Consider the following 14,453-nt stretch of genomic DNA (forward strand, 5'->3'; position numbering starts at 1 on the left):
AGCGTCGCCGCCGTAACCTAGGCTCCGGCATCCTGCCTCGTCGCCTGCTTCAACAGCGCCTGCGTTTGCGGGTCCACGCAATATACGTAGCAACCCTTCATGCCACGTGTCATGAGCGTCCGGTAGGTATTCCGGATTATCCGGTCCACCCGTTTGCGCGTTGCGTCAGGCTCGGACTGCATCAGCTTCTTGTAGCCACGGATCGAGCGATCCCGCTTCGAACGGTGCTCGGGGGCCGTCACCAACTCGCCGTCACGGGCAAGCAGGTCAGGGCCGATGATCACGCCGACATAGTCCAGCTCGAGTCCCTGGCAGGTATGGATGCAGCCAACCTCTTCAATCGAGTTGGGCGCGATCAGCCAAAGGCTTCCATCCCTGTCGAGGTTCCATTGCTTCGCGTAGCCGTGGTCCGGGATGACGATGTCGAAAGCGTCCGGGTTCTTCTTGCTGGGCCAGTCCCAGCAGTAACCAGCCACCATGCGCGACTTGTTGTTCTTTTTGTTCTTCTTCGCGATCAGCGCGTGTAGCTCGGCGGGTGAATCGATCACCCGGAAGTCAAATGCCTCCGGATCGAAATCGACATTGGCGGTTTCGCGGATTCCGAGCAGGTTGTCCAGCCACGCGAGATACCCGTCGGAACCGTTGCAGCGGAACTGCGAGGACAGTTTCAATAGGGTGACCTGCGCTCCCAACTCACCTGCCCAGCGTGTCAGCTCACTGGAATGGCCGATGTCGCTGAGGGTCACCATCTGATCGTCGTCCACGAAAAATACCGTGCATTTGGCACTCGCGATGACCTCCTTGACCTGGTTCTCGCCAAGGTTCCCGTAGAGGCCGGAGAGCTTGTTGAGACGATGGGCCTCGTCGACGACCAGTGCGTCGAAGACATTCGGCTCGGTCTCGGTGAACGCACCCGAGCCACTGAACAGGTTGGAGATTTCCACCTTCCTGAGGCTGCCATTGAGCCTTTGCTGGTAGACGCTGCGCGGTGCCGAGTTCTTGGATACGTACTTGGTTAGCAGTCCGGTTTTGGTCAGCGCGACCAGCAGGTTGATGGCAACCACGGACTTTCCGGTTCCGGGACCACCCTTGATGATGACTACGTGCTTCCTGTCCGCCCGGGCGGCGCGCGCAAGGGCGAGGGCAGTTTCGTATACGACCTTCTGGTCGTCCACCAGTACGAATTCGCGGTTGCCCCTGAGCATTTTGGCGAGGCTGTCGGCCAGCATCCTGGATGGTCGGATCCGGCCGTTCTCGATGCTGTAGAGGAGTTCGGCGTTATCGCCTTTCTTGACGTGCTCCTTGATGAAATCGCGCAGGCGTTCGCGCTCGGCGTCACCACGCAGGAACAGCGGCGCCTTCTCGATATACGGCGCGTAATGCGAATGACTGATGATCCCGTCATCGATGTAGTTGTGCAGGTATGCGCAAGGTCGGAGGCTGACGTCGCCGTCATGGACAGCCTCATTGAATCCCTCCAGAAGGGCAGCGTAGGACCACGCCTGGTAACAGGGGTGTGCTCCCTCCCGTTCATGGGCGCCACCGCGCTGCGCGACCACGATCCCGTCCTTGTCGGAAAGTTTTGACGAGGACCACTGTTTGAGCTCGACGACGATCAGATGCGGGCGGTTGTCCGGGCCTCGACCGGAAAGGATGAAGTCGATCCGCTTAGATGTTTGAGGGATGCCGTACTCGATGCCCACGCCCATGTCGTCAGGCATGGCGTCGTCGCGCAGCACCTTGGCCATCTGTCCAAGGGATTCGCGCCACGAGCGGATTTCGGCATCCGGAACATACTTGCCCGTCGTGGCCAGATAGGCGCGGGACACCACGTCCTCGATGTCCCTGTTGTCCGTGTCGTGCAGGAATCCCGACTTCGTACCTTGGTAGATGATCAAGAAACGGCCTCCCCTTTGACCACGTCACTACAACTCGGTGTACTTCGTAATCCGTCCCTTTGCTCGCTCGACCGGATACTTCCTGTCGTTGGCCTCCATCTTCCGCCACGCCGCATCCACCGGATCGATGCACAGCTTGTCGGCCAACTGCAACACGTAGATCAGTACGTCGGCCAACTCCTCGGCCACCTGCTCGCGCTTGTCGTCGGACAGGTCGCGGCTCTGTGCTTCGGTCAGCCACTGGAAGTGTTCCAGCAACTCGGCGGCTTCCACCGACAGCGCGGCGGCCAGGTTCTTCGGGGAGTGGAACTGTTCCCATTCGCGCTCGCGGGCGAATTCGCGCAGGGCGGCTTGCAGCGCTTTGATGTCCTGACTCATGCGCGTGTCCGGGCGGCGTCCGGGCTATCCTAACTCCATGACCATTCCCTTCTCCCTCCAGCGACTCGACCACGTGGTCCTGCGCGTCCGCGACGTGGCGGCGATGCAGGCGTTCTATTGCGATGTCCTCGGCTGCACGGTCGAGAAACGGCAGGAGGCGATCGGCCTGCTGCAATTGCGCGCGGGGGATTCGCTGATCGACCTGGTCGATATAGACGGCAAGCTCGGCCGCATGGGCGGCGAGGCGCCCGGGGCGGAGGGACGCAACATGGACCACTTCTGCCTGCAGGTGCTTCCGTTCGACCGCGAGGCCATCGTCGCCCACCTGCAGGCGCATGGCGTGCAGGTTGGCGAATTTGGTTCGCGTTACGGCGCGATGGGCGAGGGGCCGTCGCAGTACCTGTCCGACCCGGAAGGCAACGTGGTGGAGCTCAAGGGGCCGCCGGCCGGTTGATCGACGTTCGATCATTTGTGGCAAGCTGTTCCGCATCACTTGGCAAGGAGGCCAACATGAGCAGGATGTGGGTAGTGCTGGGAGACAGCACCAGTAGCGGTGGCAGCGTAGTTTCCGGCTCGCCGTTCACTGATATCGACGGCAAGCCGGTCGCTCGGGTCAATGACAAGGCAACGTGCCCGCAACACAAAGGCACGTTCCCGATCGTCGACGGCGATCCCACAACGATTATCGATGGGCAACCCGTGGCGTTGCATGGCAGCAAGTTGGCCTGCGGCTGCAGCGTGCTTGCGGTCCAGCAGCAACGTGTGTTTCTGGGCAATGGTGGGCAGGCTTTTCCCGGGGGCGATGCTTCTGTGTCCCCAATCGAAACGACGGGCCTGGGGCCGGGTGAGATTGGAGCGTTCGGATACGACGAAGCTTTTATCCTTCGGACCGCTGATGGCATGCCCCAGGTCAATCGGCGTTATCGCATCTATCGTGAAGACGGTACGGTCGAACACGGAGCCACCGATTCGGATGGCATGACGCATTTGCTGACGTCCGCCCAAAGTGAAGTGCTCTCGATCGAAGTTGCGGAGGAAGGGCCATGAGCCGCTTCGTCCTGGCCGGGCAATCGAGGATGTCCATCGAGTCCAACACGCAGCGCAAGGAAGTCGTGCTCGATGTTTATGTCGGCGAGAACGGATACATCCAGAACGCCGGGTACGTGATCCAGCCCGTGGCTGCGCTGGAAAACGGCCCGATCAATGGTCCAAAAGCTGTCGTTCTACATCGCACCGATTCGACAACAGCCGATGGGACGATGAGGGGGTTCGAGCGCGGTATCGGCACGCACTTTCTGGTTGGCAAGGATGGCACTGTGTTTCAGGCGGCTAGCCTCGCCCAGAAGACGGCACACGTGGGAAAGATCAGGTCGCGCTGTCATTCCGAAGGCAGTTGTTCAGCCGAAGAGAGGCGGCTCATCGATGGATGGGGTTGGGCACCACAACGGATCCACAACCACGAAAAGGTGAAGTCTTACCCCCAGCGTTATCCGATGAACGAGGATAGCGTCGGAATCGAAACCGTAGCGAAGTTCGACCGAAACACAAAGCAATGGGAAGCACCAACGGCTGAGCAGTCGGTATCGATTGCGAAGCTGATCGGCATCCTGAAGGAAGAATATGGACTATCGGACGCGGACATCTATGAGCACGACAGGATTTCATACAAGGAGCCGGGCGAGGGCGCCGGTCTTTACGACCGCGATGCTGGCGGCGATGACGCTGACAGCGTGCCAGCCCGCTTCCCCCCGCCCGTCTTCTGACGATGCAGTTCGGGTCATCCGTGTCGCCGCAGCGAAATACGAAGGAACGGTCGGCGGTAGCGAGAAGGTTGCATGCGATGGATGGCATCTCGGCACGCTCCAGGTCGAACAGTTCTTCAGGCTCAGCGAGCGCTATGAGGAGAGTCCGTACGGCGCGTTCTACCAGGTGCCGTGCTCCATTTCCGGCGAGTTGGAAGCGGAGGGGCGCTCCTGGAATTTCCAGATCAATGGTGGCGCCACCGCGATCTGGACCAGCGGCAGCGAAACCCGTTATTGGGGCTGCAGCGACGAGCAATGCGCCGATCTGGTGCTTCTGGCGACAGACCTGATGGATCCGGACGCTCCGTAGTCCGTGTAACGTGGTTACTCGTCGTCAGTCCGCGAATACAGGTCGATGATCTCCGCCACCGCATCGCTGCAGACCTGGCAGTAGGCGTCGCTGCGGTCGAACATCAGGCATTGCATCTGCGGGCGGTAGTAGCCGGTCGCGGCGTAGTTGGCGCCCTCGAAGGCGCCGACGGCATCCTTGTACGGGGCATCGGCGAACAGTTGGTTGGTGTAGGCCAGTTCTTCGCGGAACAGGGCTTCCATCTCGGCTTCGGGCCGCTTGTCGGCGCGCAGTTGGGCGCGGGTCTGCTGGAACTCGCGCTGGCGCGCTTCGTACTCGGTCTTCGGCCACGGGGTCGGCACGGGCGTTTCGGCGCGCACGTGGTGGCGCCATTTCAGTTGCGCGGGGTCGTGCAGGGCGGTGACGTTGGGCTCCCACGGTTCGACCTTGGCATCGCTGGGCGCGTAGGCGACCGGCGAGGTGTAGTACTCGTCGGCGAGGCCGGCGAAGTGATGGCTGAACTCGTGCACGAACAGGTAGTTGGCGAAGGCGTTGTCGGCCGCGGCGGTGCTGAACTGGCCGAAGATGCCGCCGCCGCCGTAGGTCTGGTTGTTGACCAGGATCTCGATGAACTCATTGGGTGCGTGCTGGGCGATCTCGCGCAGGGCGCGGTTGTCGAGCGCGAGCACGTAGCGCTCGCTGCCGAATATGTCGTAGCGCGCGCCGAGCGTGGACGGGTGGTAATCGCCGGTCGACGGGCGCGAGATGCCGGACTCCGGCGTCGGCGCCATCAGCGCCCAGACGTTGAAGTCGGCGGCGCGCTCCTTGAACGGCGAGACGGTGAACAGGTGGTCGCTCAGGCGGCGGGCGTCGGCGATGAACTTGTCGCGCTCGGCTTCGGTGTAGCCGTCGCCGAGGATCAGCAGGTCGACCTTTTGCGCCGAGGGGCCGTTGTCGCGGATGGCGACCGGCTTGAGGGTCGACGGCATGGTGTTGCGCTGGATGGTCTGGGCGTCGGGGTCTACGTCGACGCTCCAGACCGGCACGAAGGCGTTGGCAGCGTCGCGCTCGTAGATGCGCACGGTGACGGGGCTGGCCGGCGCCGGGAAGCGCAATGACTCCTGGAAACCGCGCGACACGCTGGCGGCCTCTTCGGTGGTGCGCCATTCGGCGAACACGGTGCTGAAGCCGCGCGAGTACAGCAGCTCGCCGGTCGCGGCATCGAGTACTTCGAACTTGTTGTTGCCGCGGTTGCTGTCGTCGATCGGCCGCGCCGGGTTGCCGGCCCACGGCAGCGGTTCGATCACGATGCGGTCGAGTGCGTAGTGCTGCGCGTCGGCATCACCGGTGTGCAGGTAATCCAGCCGCATCGTCTGCGGCGTCGCGCCCGGCGAAGCGACGGCCATGCCGATGGATGCGAGCAGCAGGACGAGTGAGCCAACGGCGGTGCGGAACAGGCGGTGGGTCATTGGACTGGCCGGCGAGTGGTGTCCCGGCGAGTCTATGGCGACGACCGCGGACATGCACCCGGCCAGCCGCATTGCCGGCGCGGCGCCGGCAATGCGGGAGATCGATCAGTGACCCGATATGTCCAGCGTCACGACTGTCCAGGTGTCGCCTTGCAGTTCGCTCTGGACATGGACCAACGCGGTGTCTTTCGGGCCCGCAACCGCGAACCTGAGGTCGGCGCGGTCGTCGCCTATCCAGATGTCATGGCCGCTGTCCACGGCGCGTACCGGCGAGCCGACCACGCCGATTACGCCAGCGTCGGCTTGCACGCTGCGCAGTGCGGACTGGTACGCGGCGCTGGTGGTCGGCGCGGGTGGCGCCGGCGGGGCCGGTGGCGCGGGCGGGGCGGATGGCACTGGTGGCACCGCACCCGACCACGGAGCAGGCGGTGCGGGTGGGGCCGGCGGCGGTGGCGGTGGGGCCGGCGTGTGGTGCTCGACCGAGGTAACGGCCGCGGGTGGCTTGGACGCGGAGGTGGATTGCGGCGACTGCAACTGCGCAGCCAGCAGCGCGCCGGAGCACACCGCGGCAATGACGCCCATCGGGATCGCCCAGCGCAGGCGCGGTGAACGGGAAGCGGCAGAATTGGTTGACAGGATCTCGGATGACAACAGGCGGGTGACGCGTTTCATGAGCGGACCTCCAGTGGCGGACAGGGCAAGCGCAGGGGTAGGCAAGCGGTGGTGTTCCAGCGTCGCCAGCGCCTCGGCCAGCACGATGGCGTCGCCACACACCGACACCGCCAGGTCGTCGCAGGCGTTCTCGCGTTCCTGGCGGATGCGGCGGCTGAGCCACCACATGCCGGGGTGGTAGAACAGCAGCGCTTCGACGGCGCACTGCAGGCCGTTCCAGACCCAGTCGAGACGGCGGATGTGGGCCAGCTCGTGGGCGAGCAGCGCCTCGATCTGGTCGGGGTCGAGCCGGGTCAGGATCGACAATGGCAGCCACACCACCGGTCGCCATGCGTGGGCGGTGCAGGGCAGGTCCAGCCGTTGCAGCAACCGGACCACGACCGGGCGGCGGATGCCGAGCCTGCGCCGCAGCCGGTCGGTGCGTTGCAGCCAGTGCGCGGGCAGTGAAGAGAACTCCTGCCGGTCGAGTGTACGCACGACCCACCAGCCGCCCAGCAACCGTGCGGCCATCGCCAGTACGCCGGCGCACCACAGCCAGGGCAGCCAGGCCGGCGCGATGATCGCGTGGCCCGCGGCCATGTCGAGTGCAGGCGTGGCCCCCAGTGCCGACCAGACCGGGTTGGCTGAAGTGATGCCTTCGGTCCCCGCGGGTTGCCCGGCCAGCCACGCGAAAGTCGCCACCGGCGCGGCCGCCATCGACAGCATGAATCCCATGGCGACCATGTGCCGGATCGCGGCGCTGTGCCGTTCCAACAGCGCCAGTGTCGACGCCGCGAGCAGCGCAAGCAGGGCCACCTGCCACAGCGAGTGCAGCAGGCTGGTCGCGAGCGCGGACTGGATGGTGTGGAGCATGTTCATGGCTGGTCCCCGTGGCCGCCCCGGCGCTGCTTCCGGGCCTGCGCGATCATCCGGGCGATTTCATCGAGGTCTTCGGCGCTGGTCCTGTCGACATCAAGTGCCCGTTGCACCAGTTGCAGCGCCGAGCCGGAAAACGCGCGATGCATCAGGTCGCTCAGCAACGCCGATTGCACCTGCGGTTCCGGATGCACGGCCGCGTAGCGATGGCTGCGCTCGGACTCGTCGCGGACCACCAGGCCCTTGTCGGCCATGATCGTCATCATCTTCAGCACGGTGGTGTAGGCGGTGTCGCGGGTGCGCGTCAGGGCGTCGTGGACTTCGCGCACCGTGCACGGGCCCGGGCGATCCCACAGCACGCGCAGGATGGCCAGTTCGCCTTCGGTGGGTCGTGGCTGGGGCATGCCGGCTCCTGTCGGGCGTGAGTACGAATCGGATAGTACTACTAGATTAGTAGTTGTCAAGGCAGCGCCAGCCTGAACGATTCAAGCGCAGGCGGTGCGACGTGCACCGCGGCTCCACGCGCCAATCCATAGCGTGGTTCGCATCCCACACGCGGCTGACCGCAGGAGTCCGGATGCAATCCGTTCGCGCACTGTCCGAATCAACCCCCGTTTCCCGACCTGCTCCCCGTACGCGGCCTGGCGACCTGAAGCAGCAGTTCCGGGAGTTCATTGCTTCCGACGCGTTCCCCTGCGTCGGCGCGAAGCTCGCCATGGCCTGCGAGGGGCTGACGGTGATCGAGTTCGCACCGCTGGGTGATGTTGCCAACGATGTGCGGTTGCTTGCGGAGCTGGCGGGCTTCGGCCAACGCGTGGACGCGGGTAACTCCGATGAGGCACGCGTGGACTCGCTGGTCGCGGTGTTCCGCGGTCCACGGACGATGGACGAGGTGGCGTTCGAGCGCCAGCTCTGGAACCAGTTGCAGCGGCTGCACGATATGGACGTCGCGCATGGCACGCCCTGGGCCGAGGACGTTGCATCCGACACCGCCAGTCCCCGTTTCAGCATGAGCCTCGCGGGCCATCCGTTCTTCGTGATCGGCCTGCATCCGGGCGCGTCGCGGCTGGCACGGCGGTTCCGCTACCCTGCGCTGGTGTTCAATTCCCACCGCCAGTTCGACCGCCTGCGCAGCGACGGTCGCTTCGCCAAGATGCAGGACGCCACCCGCATGCGCGACGAGCAGTTGCAGGGATCGATCAATCCCAACCTTGCCGACTACGGCGATGCCTCGGAAGCGCGGCAATACAGCGGGCGCGCGGTGGAAGCCCGGTGGCGTTGCCCGCTGCGTGTCGGGACGACGCCTTGACCGGCGCGATGACCCGCATTCCCCCGTGTTCGGCGCGGGCGGTGGAGCTGGCGGCCGGCGACGAGCTGGTGATCATCGATCCGGAGGGCCAGCAGGTCAGCGACCTCGTCGCGTTCAATCCCGACGACCTCGCCGAGTACTTGTCGTCCGGGCGCTCGATCGACTACGCCTCGCGGATGTTCCTGACCACCGGCGATACGCTGTATTCGAACCGCAGCCGGCCGATGTTCACCCTGCTGGAGGACACCTGCGGGCGCCACGATTTCACCCTGACGCCGTGCTCCAAGGAGATGTTCGAGAAGATCTACGGCGAGACCGAAGGCCGTCCCGGCTGCGAGGGCAACCTCGCGATGGCACTGGCGCCGTGGGGCATCGATCGCGACCGGGTGCCCGTGGCGTTCAACGTCTTCATGCACGTGGCGGTGGATGGCAGCACCGGCGAGATCGCCGTCTTGCCGCCGCTGAGCCGGCCCGGTGCCTACCTGCGACTGCGCGCGGAGATGCCGCTGGTGGCGGCGATGACCGCTTGCTCGGCGGGGCAGTCCAACAACTTCCGCTACAAGCCGATCGACTACCGGGTGGACAGGTTGGCGCCGCGCCCGTCGAAGTCCTGAAGGACGGTGGTGCCATTCGGCGAGCCTACCGGGGAGCGGGTTGCCTGATCTCTGACCGCGGTTCGCGCACCAGGCACTCGCGCAGGTTGTGCAGTTCGGCTTCGAATACCCGCGGAATCGTAGGCAACGGCGGCGGCGGCGTGCGGGCGTCGCGGATCGCCGCCGCGAGCATGTCGAGCGCCTCGCGGACGCGCCTGGCGCCGTCGTCGTGGAACATCGTCGCGGCGTACTCGCGGGCGGTGTCACCGTCCCGGCGTTCCAGCGCCCAGCAGGCGGACAGGGTGCGATACGCGAGCCGTTCGGTCGCGGCGATCGCCGGCCAGGTGGCTTCGGCGGCCCGGCGCTGGCGCGGTGAGGCGGAGAGGCTTTCCTGGTGCGCTTCGGCCAGCGCGAAGGTGGCGTGTTGCAGGTGGCGCCGCGCATGCCGGGCGTCGGCGGTGGTGACGGCGGCACTGGCCAGGTGCCCGACCACGGCGCCGACCGCATCCAGTGCGTGCAGCAACTGCAGCGGAATCCGCGCGGGCGATGGGCGGGGCGGGAGCAGCCGGAACACCAGCAGCGCGACCACGCAGCCGGCGAGGGTATCGACACCGCGCGCCAGCAGATAGCCGGCCGGCGATTCCACCGGATGGCCGCCGCTGGCGAGCGTGAGCGCGGCGCCGGTGATGAACACCACCGCCAGTGCGTAGTTGCGCATCACCAGCATTTCGATCGTGAACTGCAGCGCCATCACCACCAGCGCCAGCCAGATGCCCTGCGGATGCACGACGATGATTGCGGCAGCCAGCAGCAGGCCGACCCAGGTGCCGACCAGCCGCTCGACGCTGCGCTGGAGCATCCGCTGCCAGTCGAATCCCTGGTGCAGCATCAGCACCGCCGCGGCGACCGCCCAGTACGCGCGTTCGAGATGGAAGGTCGCGCCAAGCGCGCCGGCCAGCAATGCGGCGATGCCCACGCGCAGGATCACCCGCCGTGGGTTGGACCCCGGCCGCAACGCTTCGGCGAGGGCGGTGAAGACGCCGGGATGGCCCAGCGGCACCGCATCGGCGGCCGCGCCGGGCTGGCCGCGCGGATCGTCGATCCGGGACACGAGTTGGCGGATTCCGGCAATGTCGTCTTCGACCGGAGCATCCGATGGCGGTCGCGAGCGGTCCGCCGCGCCCATCGCCCCGGCAAAACGCAGGTGCAGCTCGCGGTTGAGCGCGCGCAGCCGGCCGAGCGTGCCATCGGCGCCCACGCGCGCAGGCTGCTGGCTGACCAGCACCGACCACGCACGGTGCAGGGTCGCCGCCGCCTGGTGGCGTGCGCGATCTTCCCGCGGGCTGCCCCGCGCCTCGATGTAGCGGATGACATCCCGGCCGGCATCGGTCACCGCGGTGCGTTCCGGGCCACGCGGCGCGACCAGCGCACCGGCCATGTGCAACAACCATGCGAAGGCGCCGCCGGCGAACACCAGGGTCGCCGCGTGCACCGGCGTGAGGTGCGCGGCCGGCATCGCCGTACCCGCCGCGCACGCGAGCGCGAACATGTAGGCGCCCGGCGGCCCGACCTGCAGCGCATTGCCGAGCCAGGTCGCCAGCATGGCGATCGAGGCGACGGTCAGCACGACCGCCCACGCCACCGGGCCGACCCACAAGCCCAGGCCGACCGCCAGCGCGAAGGCGGCGGCGATGATCGCCAGGTGCCGCGCCCGGTTGAAGTACGGACGGCCGCTGCCGTACAGCCCGGTGAACCCGCCGATGCCGGCCATCAGCCCGGCGGTGATGTCACCCCACAGCCAGCCGGCGATGATCGGCACGCCCATGCATACCGATGCCCGCAGGGCGAACCGCCAGCGTTGCGGCGGCGCCGGGCGGACCTCGAACAGCCCTCGCAGGACACGGGTGACCGGTGAGGGTGGCGGGGCCGGCGACACGGCGTCACGCAACAGGTCGGGTCAGGCCACGTTCGGCTCGCTGAACGCCTCGATCTCGCCTTCGAACTCGTTGATCGGCACGCAGCTGCAGAACACGTTCTTGTCGCCGTAGACGTTGTCGACGCGCGCCACCGGCGGCCAGTACTTCTGCTGGCGCAGCACCGCCAGCGGGAACGCCGCCAGCTCGCGCGGGTAGGCGCGGGTCCACTCCGACGCCGACACCTGCGCGGCGGTGTGCGGGGCGTGCTTGAGCGGGTTGTCGTCGCGGTCGAGCTTGCCGTCCTCGATCGCGCGGATCTCCTCGCGGATCTCGATCATCGCGTTGATGAAGCGGTCCAGCTCGTGCAGCGACTCGCTCTCGGTCGGCTCCACCATCAGCGTGCCGGCGACCGGGAAGCTCAGGGTCGGGGCGTGGAAACCGAAGTCGATCAGGCGCTTGGCGACGTCCTCGGCGCTGATGCCGGTGGCCTTCTCCAGCGGCCGCAGGTCGAGGATGCACTCGTGCGCGACGAGGCCGTTGCGGCCGGTGTACAGGGTCGGGTAATGCGGGGCGAGGCGGCGGGCGATGTAGTTGGCGTTGAGCATCGCCACCTGGGTCGCCTTGCGCAGGCCCTGGGTGCCCATCAGCGTGATGTACATCCAGCTGATCGGCAGGATCGAGGCGCTGCCGAAGGTCGCGGCCGACACCATCGCGCCGTCGCCCACGCCTTCCGTGCGCATGCCGCCGAAGGCCCTGGGCAGGTACGGCGCCAGGTGCGACTTGACCGCGCACGGGCCGACGCCCGGGCCGCCGCCGCCGTGCGGGATGCAGAAGGTCTTGTGCAGGTTGAGGTGGCTCACGTCCGAGCCCCACTTGCCGGGCTTGGCCAGCCCCACCAGTGCGTTCATGTTGGCGCCGTCGGTGTACACCTGGCCGCCGTGCTGGTGCACGATCTCGCAGATCTCGACCACGTCCTCCTCGAACACGCCGTGGGTCGACGGGTAGGTCATCATGATCGCGGCGAGGCGGTCGCTGTACTTCTCGGCCTTGGCGCGGATGTCCTCGACGTCGACGTTGCCGTTGGCGTCGCACTTGGTCACCACCACCTTCATCCCGCACAGCTGCGAGGACGCCGGGTTGGTGCCGTGGGCGGACTCCGGGATCAGGCAGATGTCGCGCTGGTCGTCGCCGCGCGCGCGGTGGTAGGCGCGGATCGCGAGCAGGCCGGCGTACTCGCCCTGCGCGCCGGAGTTGGGCTGCAGGCTGACGTTGTCGTAGCCGGTGATCTCCACCAGCATCGCCTCCAGCCCGCTGATCAGTTCCCTGTAACCCTCCGCCTGCTCGGCCGGGGCCAGCGGGTGGATGTTGGCGAACTCCGGCCAGGTGATCGGGATCATCTCGGCGGTGGCGTTGAGCTTCATCGTGCAGCTGCCGAGCGGGATCATCGTGCGATCCATCGCCAGGTCCTTGTCGGACAGGGCGCGCATGTAGCGCAGCAACTCGTGCTCGGAGTGGTGGGTGTTGAACACCGGGTGGGTCAGGAACTTCGACTCGCGCAGCAGCGCGGCCGGCAGCGCGTCGGCGGTTTCGGTGTCGAGCGCGTCGATGTCGTCGATGCTGGCGCCGAACAACCCGGCGATCGCCACCACGTCCTCCCGGGTGGTGGTCTCGTCGAGGCTGATGCAGAGGTTGGCGTCGTCGATCGTGCGCAGGTTGATCCGCGCGGCTTTCGCGTTGGCGTGCACCGCGGCAGCGTCAACGTTGCTGACGTGCAGGGTGTCGAAGAAGTCGCCGCCAACGTGCGCGCCGGCCCCGCGCAATGCGCCGGCGAGGATCGCGGCAAAACGGTGGGTGCGGCGGGCGATGCGGACCAGGCCTTCGGGGCCGTGGTAGACCGCGTACATCGATGCCATCACTGCCAGCAGCACCTGCGCGGTGCAGATGTTGGAGGTCGCCTTCTCGCGGCGGATGTGCTGCTCGCGGGTCTGCAGGGTCAGGCGGTAGGCGTTGTTGCCTTCGACGTCGAGCGAGACGCCGATCAGGCGGCCCGGCATCGAGCGCTTGTAGGCGTCGCGGCAGGCCATGAAGGCCGCGTGCGGGCCGCCGAAACCGAACGGCACGCCGAAGCGCTGGGTGTTGCCGACCACGATGTCCGCGCCCCATTCGCCCGGCGCCTTGAGCAGGGTCAGCGCCAGCAGGTCGACCGCGACGCAGACCAGGCCCTGGCGCGCGTGCACCGCGTCGCTGATGGCCTGGTAGTCGGCGCCCGCGCGGCCGAGGGTGTCGGGGTACTGCAGCAGCACGCCGAACGACTCGACGCCGGCGGCGTCGGCCTCGTCACCGACCACGATCTCGATGCCGATCGGCTCGGCGCGGGTGCGCACCACTTCGATGGTCTGCGGATGCACGCCGTTGGAGACGAAGAACACGTCCGACTTCGACTTGGCCGAGCGCTTGGCCAGCGTCATCGCCTCGGCCGCGGCGGTCGCCTCGTCGAGCAACGACGAGTTGGCGATCTCCATGCCGGTCAGGTCGGCGCACATGGTCTGGAAGTTGATCAGCGCTTCCATCCGGCCTTGCGAGATCTCCGCCTGGTACGGGGTGTAGGCGGTGTACCAGCCCGGGTTCTCGAGGATGTTGCGCAGGATGACGTTCGGCGTGTGGGTGCCCGAATAACCCTGGCCGATGAAGCTGCGGAAGACCTCGTTGCGGTCGGCGATGGCGCGGATCTTGGCGATCGCCTCGACCTCGCTGATCGCGCGCGGCAATGCCAACTGTTCGGGCGAGCGGATCGAGCCCGGCACGATGGCGTCGGTGAACGATTCCAGCGACTCGTGCCCGACCGTGCGCAGCATCTGCGCGACCTCGGTGTCGTTGGGGCCGATGTGGCGCTCGAGGAACGCGGAATGGTGCTCGAGCGAGCGCAGGGTGGCGCGGGTGTCTTGGGTCATGACAGGAGTCCGGGTAGGCGTCCGAAGGCTGCGTGCGGTGCGTGACCGCGGGAAGGGCGTTCCAGCCCGCCGGCCTCACGGCCGACGTGCGCTCGCGGGCTCGTGGCTTGCGCCACTCGAAATCCCCGCTCGCCCCTCTGTCCTTTTGCCTGAGAGTTTCGGAAGCGTGCTCCATGTCGGCAGCGGGGGAGGGTCGCTTCACGCACCTTCGGCGCCGGATCTAACCGGTCTCTCCAGAGTGTTTACAGCCGGTGGTTCTGGGGCCTGAGCGATTACGGGCGTTGCGCCTTCGGCAGCGGCCATGCCCGGAGGCTGGACCGC

The 14,453-nt window shown here is 66.7% G+C and carries 13 protein-coding genes and 1 riboswitch; of the genes, 6 read left to right on the forward strand and 7 right to left on the reverse strand.

Translation table 11 applies throughout. The features are described from left to right. Positions 1 to 17: 17 nt before the first annotated feature. Positions 18 to 1,898, reverse strand: a complete 1,881-nt coding sequence (locus ACT9AS_RS05785; RefSeq protein ID WP_445099187.1) for a DNA/RNA helicase domain-containing protein — start codon at positions 1,896 to 1,898, stop codon at positions 18 to 20. Between the two features lie 27 nt (positions 1,899 to 1,925). Next, entirely contained in the window at positions 1,926 to 2,276 is a 351-nt protein-coding gene (locus ACT9AS_RS05790) for a MazG-like family protein (RefSeq protein WP_445099188.1), read from the reverse strand. Between the two features lie 37 nt (positions 2,277 to 2,313). On the opposite strand from ACT9AS_RS05790, the gene ACT9AS_RS05795 reads away from it, so the two are divergent. From ACT9AS_RS05795 to ACT9AS_RS05810, 4 genes are read left to right on the forward strand one after another with little or no spacing between them, the layout of a single operon-like run. After that, positions 2,314 to 2,730 carry a VOC family protein gene (locus ACT9AS_RS05795; RefSeq protein WP_445099189.1) on the forward strand — a complete coding sequence of 139 codons (417 nt, stop codon included), beginning with the start codon at positions 2,314 to 2,316 and terminating at the stop codon, positions 2,728 to 2,730. Positions 2,731 to 2,786: 56 nt separating this feature from the next. Next, a complete protein-coding gene (locus ACT9AS_RS05800) occupies positions 2,787 to 3,323 on the forward strand; it encodes a PAAR domain-containing protein (protein ID WP_445099190.1) in 537 nt (178 codons plus the stop codon). Continuing rightward, positions 3,320 to 4,039, forward strand: coding sequence for an N-acetylmuramoyl-L-alanine amidase (locus ACT9AS_RS05805; protein WP_445099191.1), 720 nt, complete (start codon positions 3,320 to 3,322; stop codon positions 4,037 to 4,039). The genes ACT9AS_RS05800 and ACT9AS_RS05805 overlap by 4 nt, the downstream gene beginning before the upstream one ends. Beyond that, the gene (locus ACT9AS_RS05810) at positions 3,993 to 4,388 is read left to right on the forward strand and encodes a hypothetical protein (RefSeq protein WP_445099192.1); all 396 of its coding nucleotides are present in this window, start codon (positions 3,993 to 3,995) and stop codon (positions 4,386 to 4,388) included. Before ACT9AS_RS05805 ends, ACT9AS_RS05810 begins: the two co-directional genes overlap by 47 nt. A gap of 14 nt (positions 4,389 to 4,402) precedes the next feature. Here ACT9AS_RS05810 and ACT9AS_RS05815 read toward each other — a convergent pair whose 3' ends face one another. From ACT9AS_RS05815 to ACT9AS_RS05825, 3 genes are all read right to left on the reverse strand, one after another. After that, positions 4,403 to 5,836: a M64 family metallopeptidase gene (locus ACT9AS_RS05815; RefSeq protein ID WP_445099193.1), complete on the reverse strand. Its 1,434-nt coding sequence runs from the start codon at positions 5,834 to 5,836 to the stop codon at positions 4,403 to 4,405. Between the two features lie 105 nt (positions 5,837 to 5,941). After that, on the reverse strand, positions 5,942 to 7,366 hold the full coding sequence (locus ACT9AS_RS05820; RefSeq protein WP_445099194.1) for a M56 family metallopeptidase: 1,425 nt from the start codon (positions 7,364 to 7,366) through the stop codon (positions 5,942 to 5,944). Further along, the gene (locus ACT9AS_RS05825; protein ID WP_445099195.1) at positions 7,363 to 7,767 is read right to left on the reverse strand and encodes a BlaI/MecI/CopY family transcriptional regulator; all 405 of its coding nucleotides are present in this window, start codon (positions 7,765 to 7,767) and stop codon (positions 7,363 to 7,365) included. The genes ACT9AS_RS05820 and ACT9AS_RS05825 overlap by 4 nt, the downstream gene beginning before the upstream one ends. 173 nt (positions 7,768 to 7,940) lie before the next feature. Here ACT9AS_RS05825 and gntA point away from each other — a divergent pair, with 173 nt between their 5' ends. Both gntA and ACT9AS_RS05835 read left to right on the forward strand, forming a co-directional pair. After that, a complete protein-coding gene (gene gntA, locus ACT9AS_RS05830) occupies positions 7,941 to 8,672 on the forward strand; it encodes a guanitoxin biosynthesis heme-dependent pre-guanitoxin N-hydroxylase GntA (RefSeq protein ID WP_445099196.1) in 732 nt (243 codons plus the stop codon). Positions 8,673 to 8,680: 8 nt separating this feature from the next. Continuing rightward, complete coding sequence (locus ACT9AS_RS05835; protein ID WP_445099197.1) at positions 8,681 to 9,286, forward strand: DUF1989 domain-containing protein; 606 nt, start codon at positions 8,681 to 8,683, stop codon at positions 9,284 to 9,286. Between the two features lie 25 nt (positions 9,287 to 9,311). Here ACT9AS_RS05835 and ACT9AS_RS05840 read toward each other — a convergent pair whose 3' ends face one another. Beyond that, positions 9,312 to 11,213 carry an FUSC family protein gene (locus ACT9AS_RS05840; protein ID WP_445099198.1) on the reverse strand — a complete coding sequence of 634 codons (1,902 nt, stop codon included), beginning with the start codon at positions 11,211 to 11,213 and terminating at the stop codon, positions 9,312 to 9,314. A gap of 9 nt (positions 11,214 to 11,222) precedes the next feature. Next, complete coding sequence (gene gcvP / locus ACT9AS_RS05845) at positions 11,223 to 14,132, reverse strand: aminomethyl-transferring glycine dehydrogenase (protein WP_445099199.1); 2,910 nt, start codon at positions 14,130 to 14,132, stop codon at positions 11,223 to 11,225. Between the two features lie 127 nt (positions 14,133 to 14,259). Continuing rightward, positions 14,260 to 14,379, reverse strand: a riboswitch (glycine riboswitch). Between the last annotated feature and the right edge of the window lie 74 nt (positions 14,380 to 14,453).

Source organism: Lysobacter sp. F60174L2, assembly GCF_052547135.1.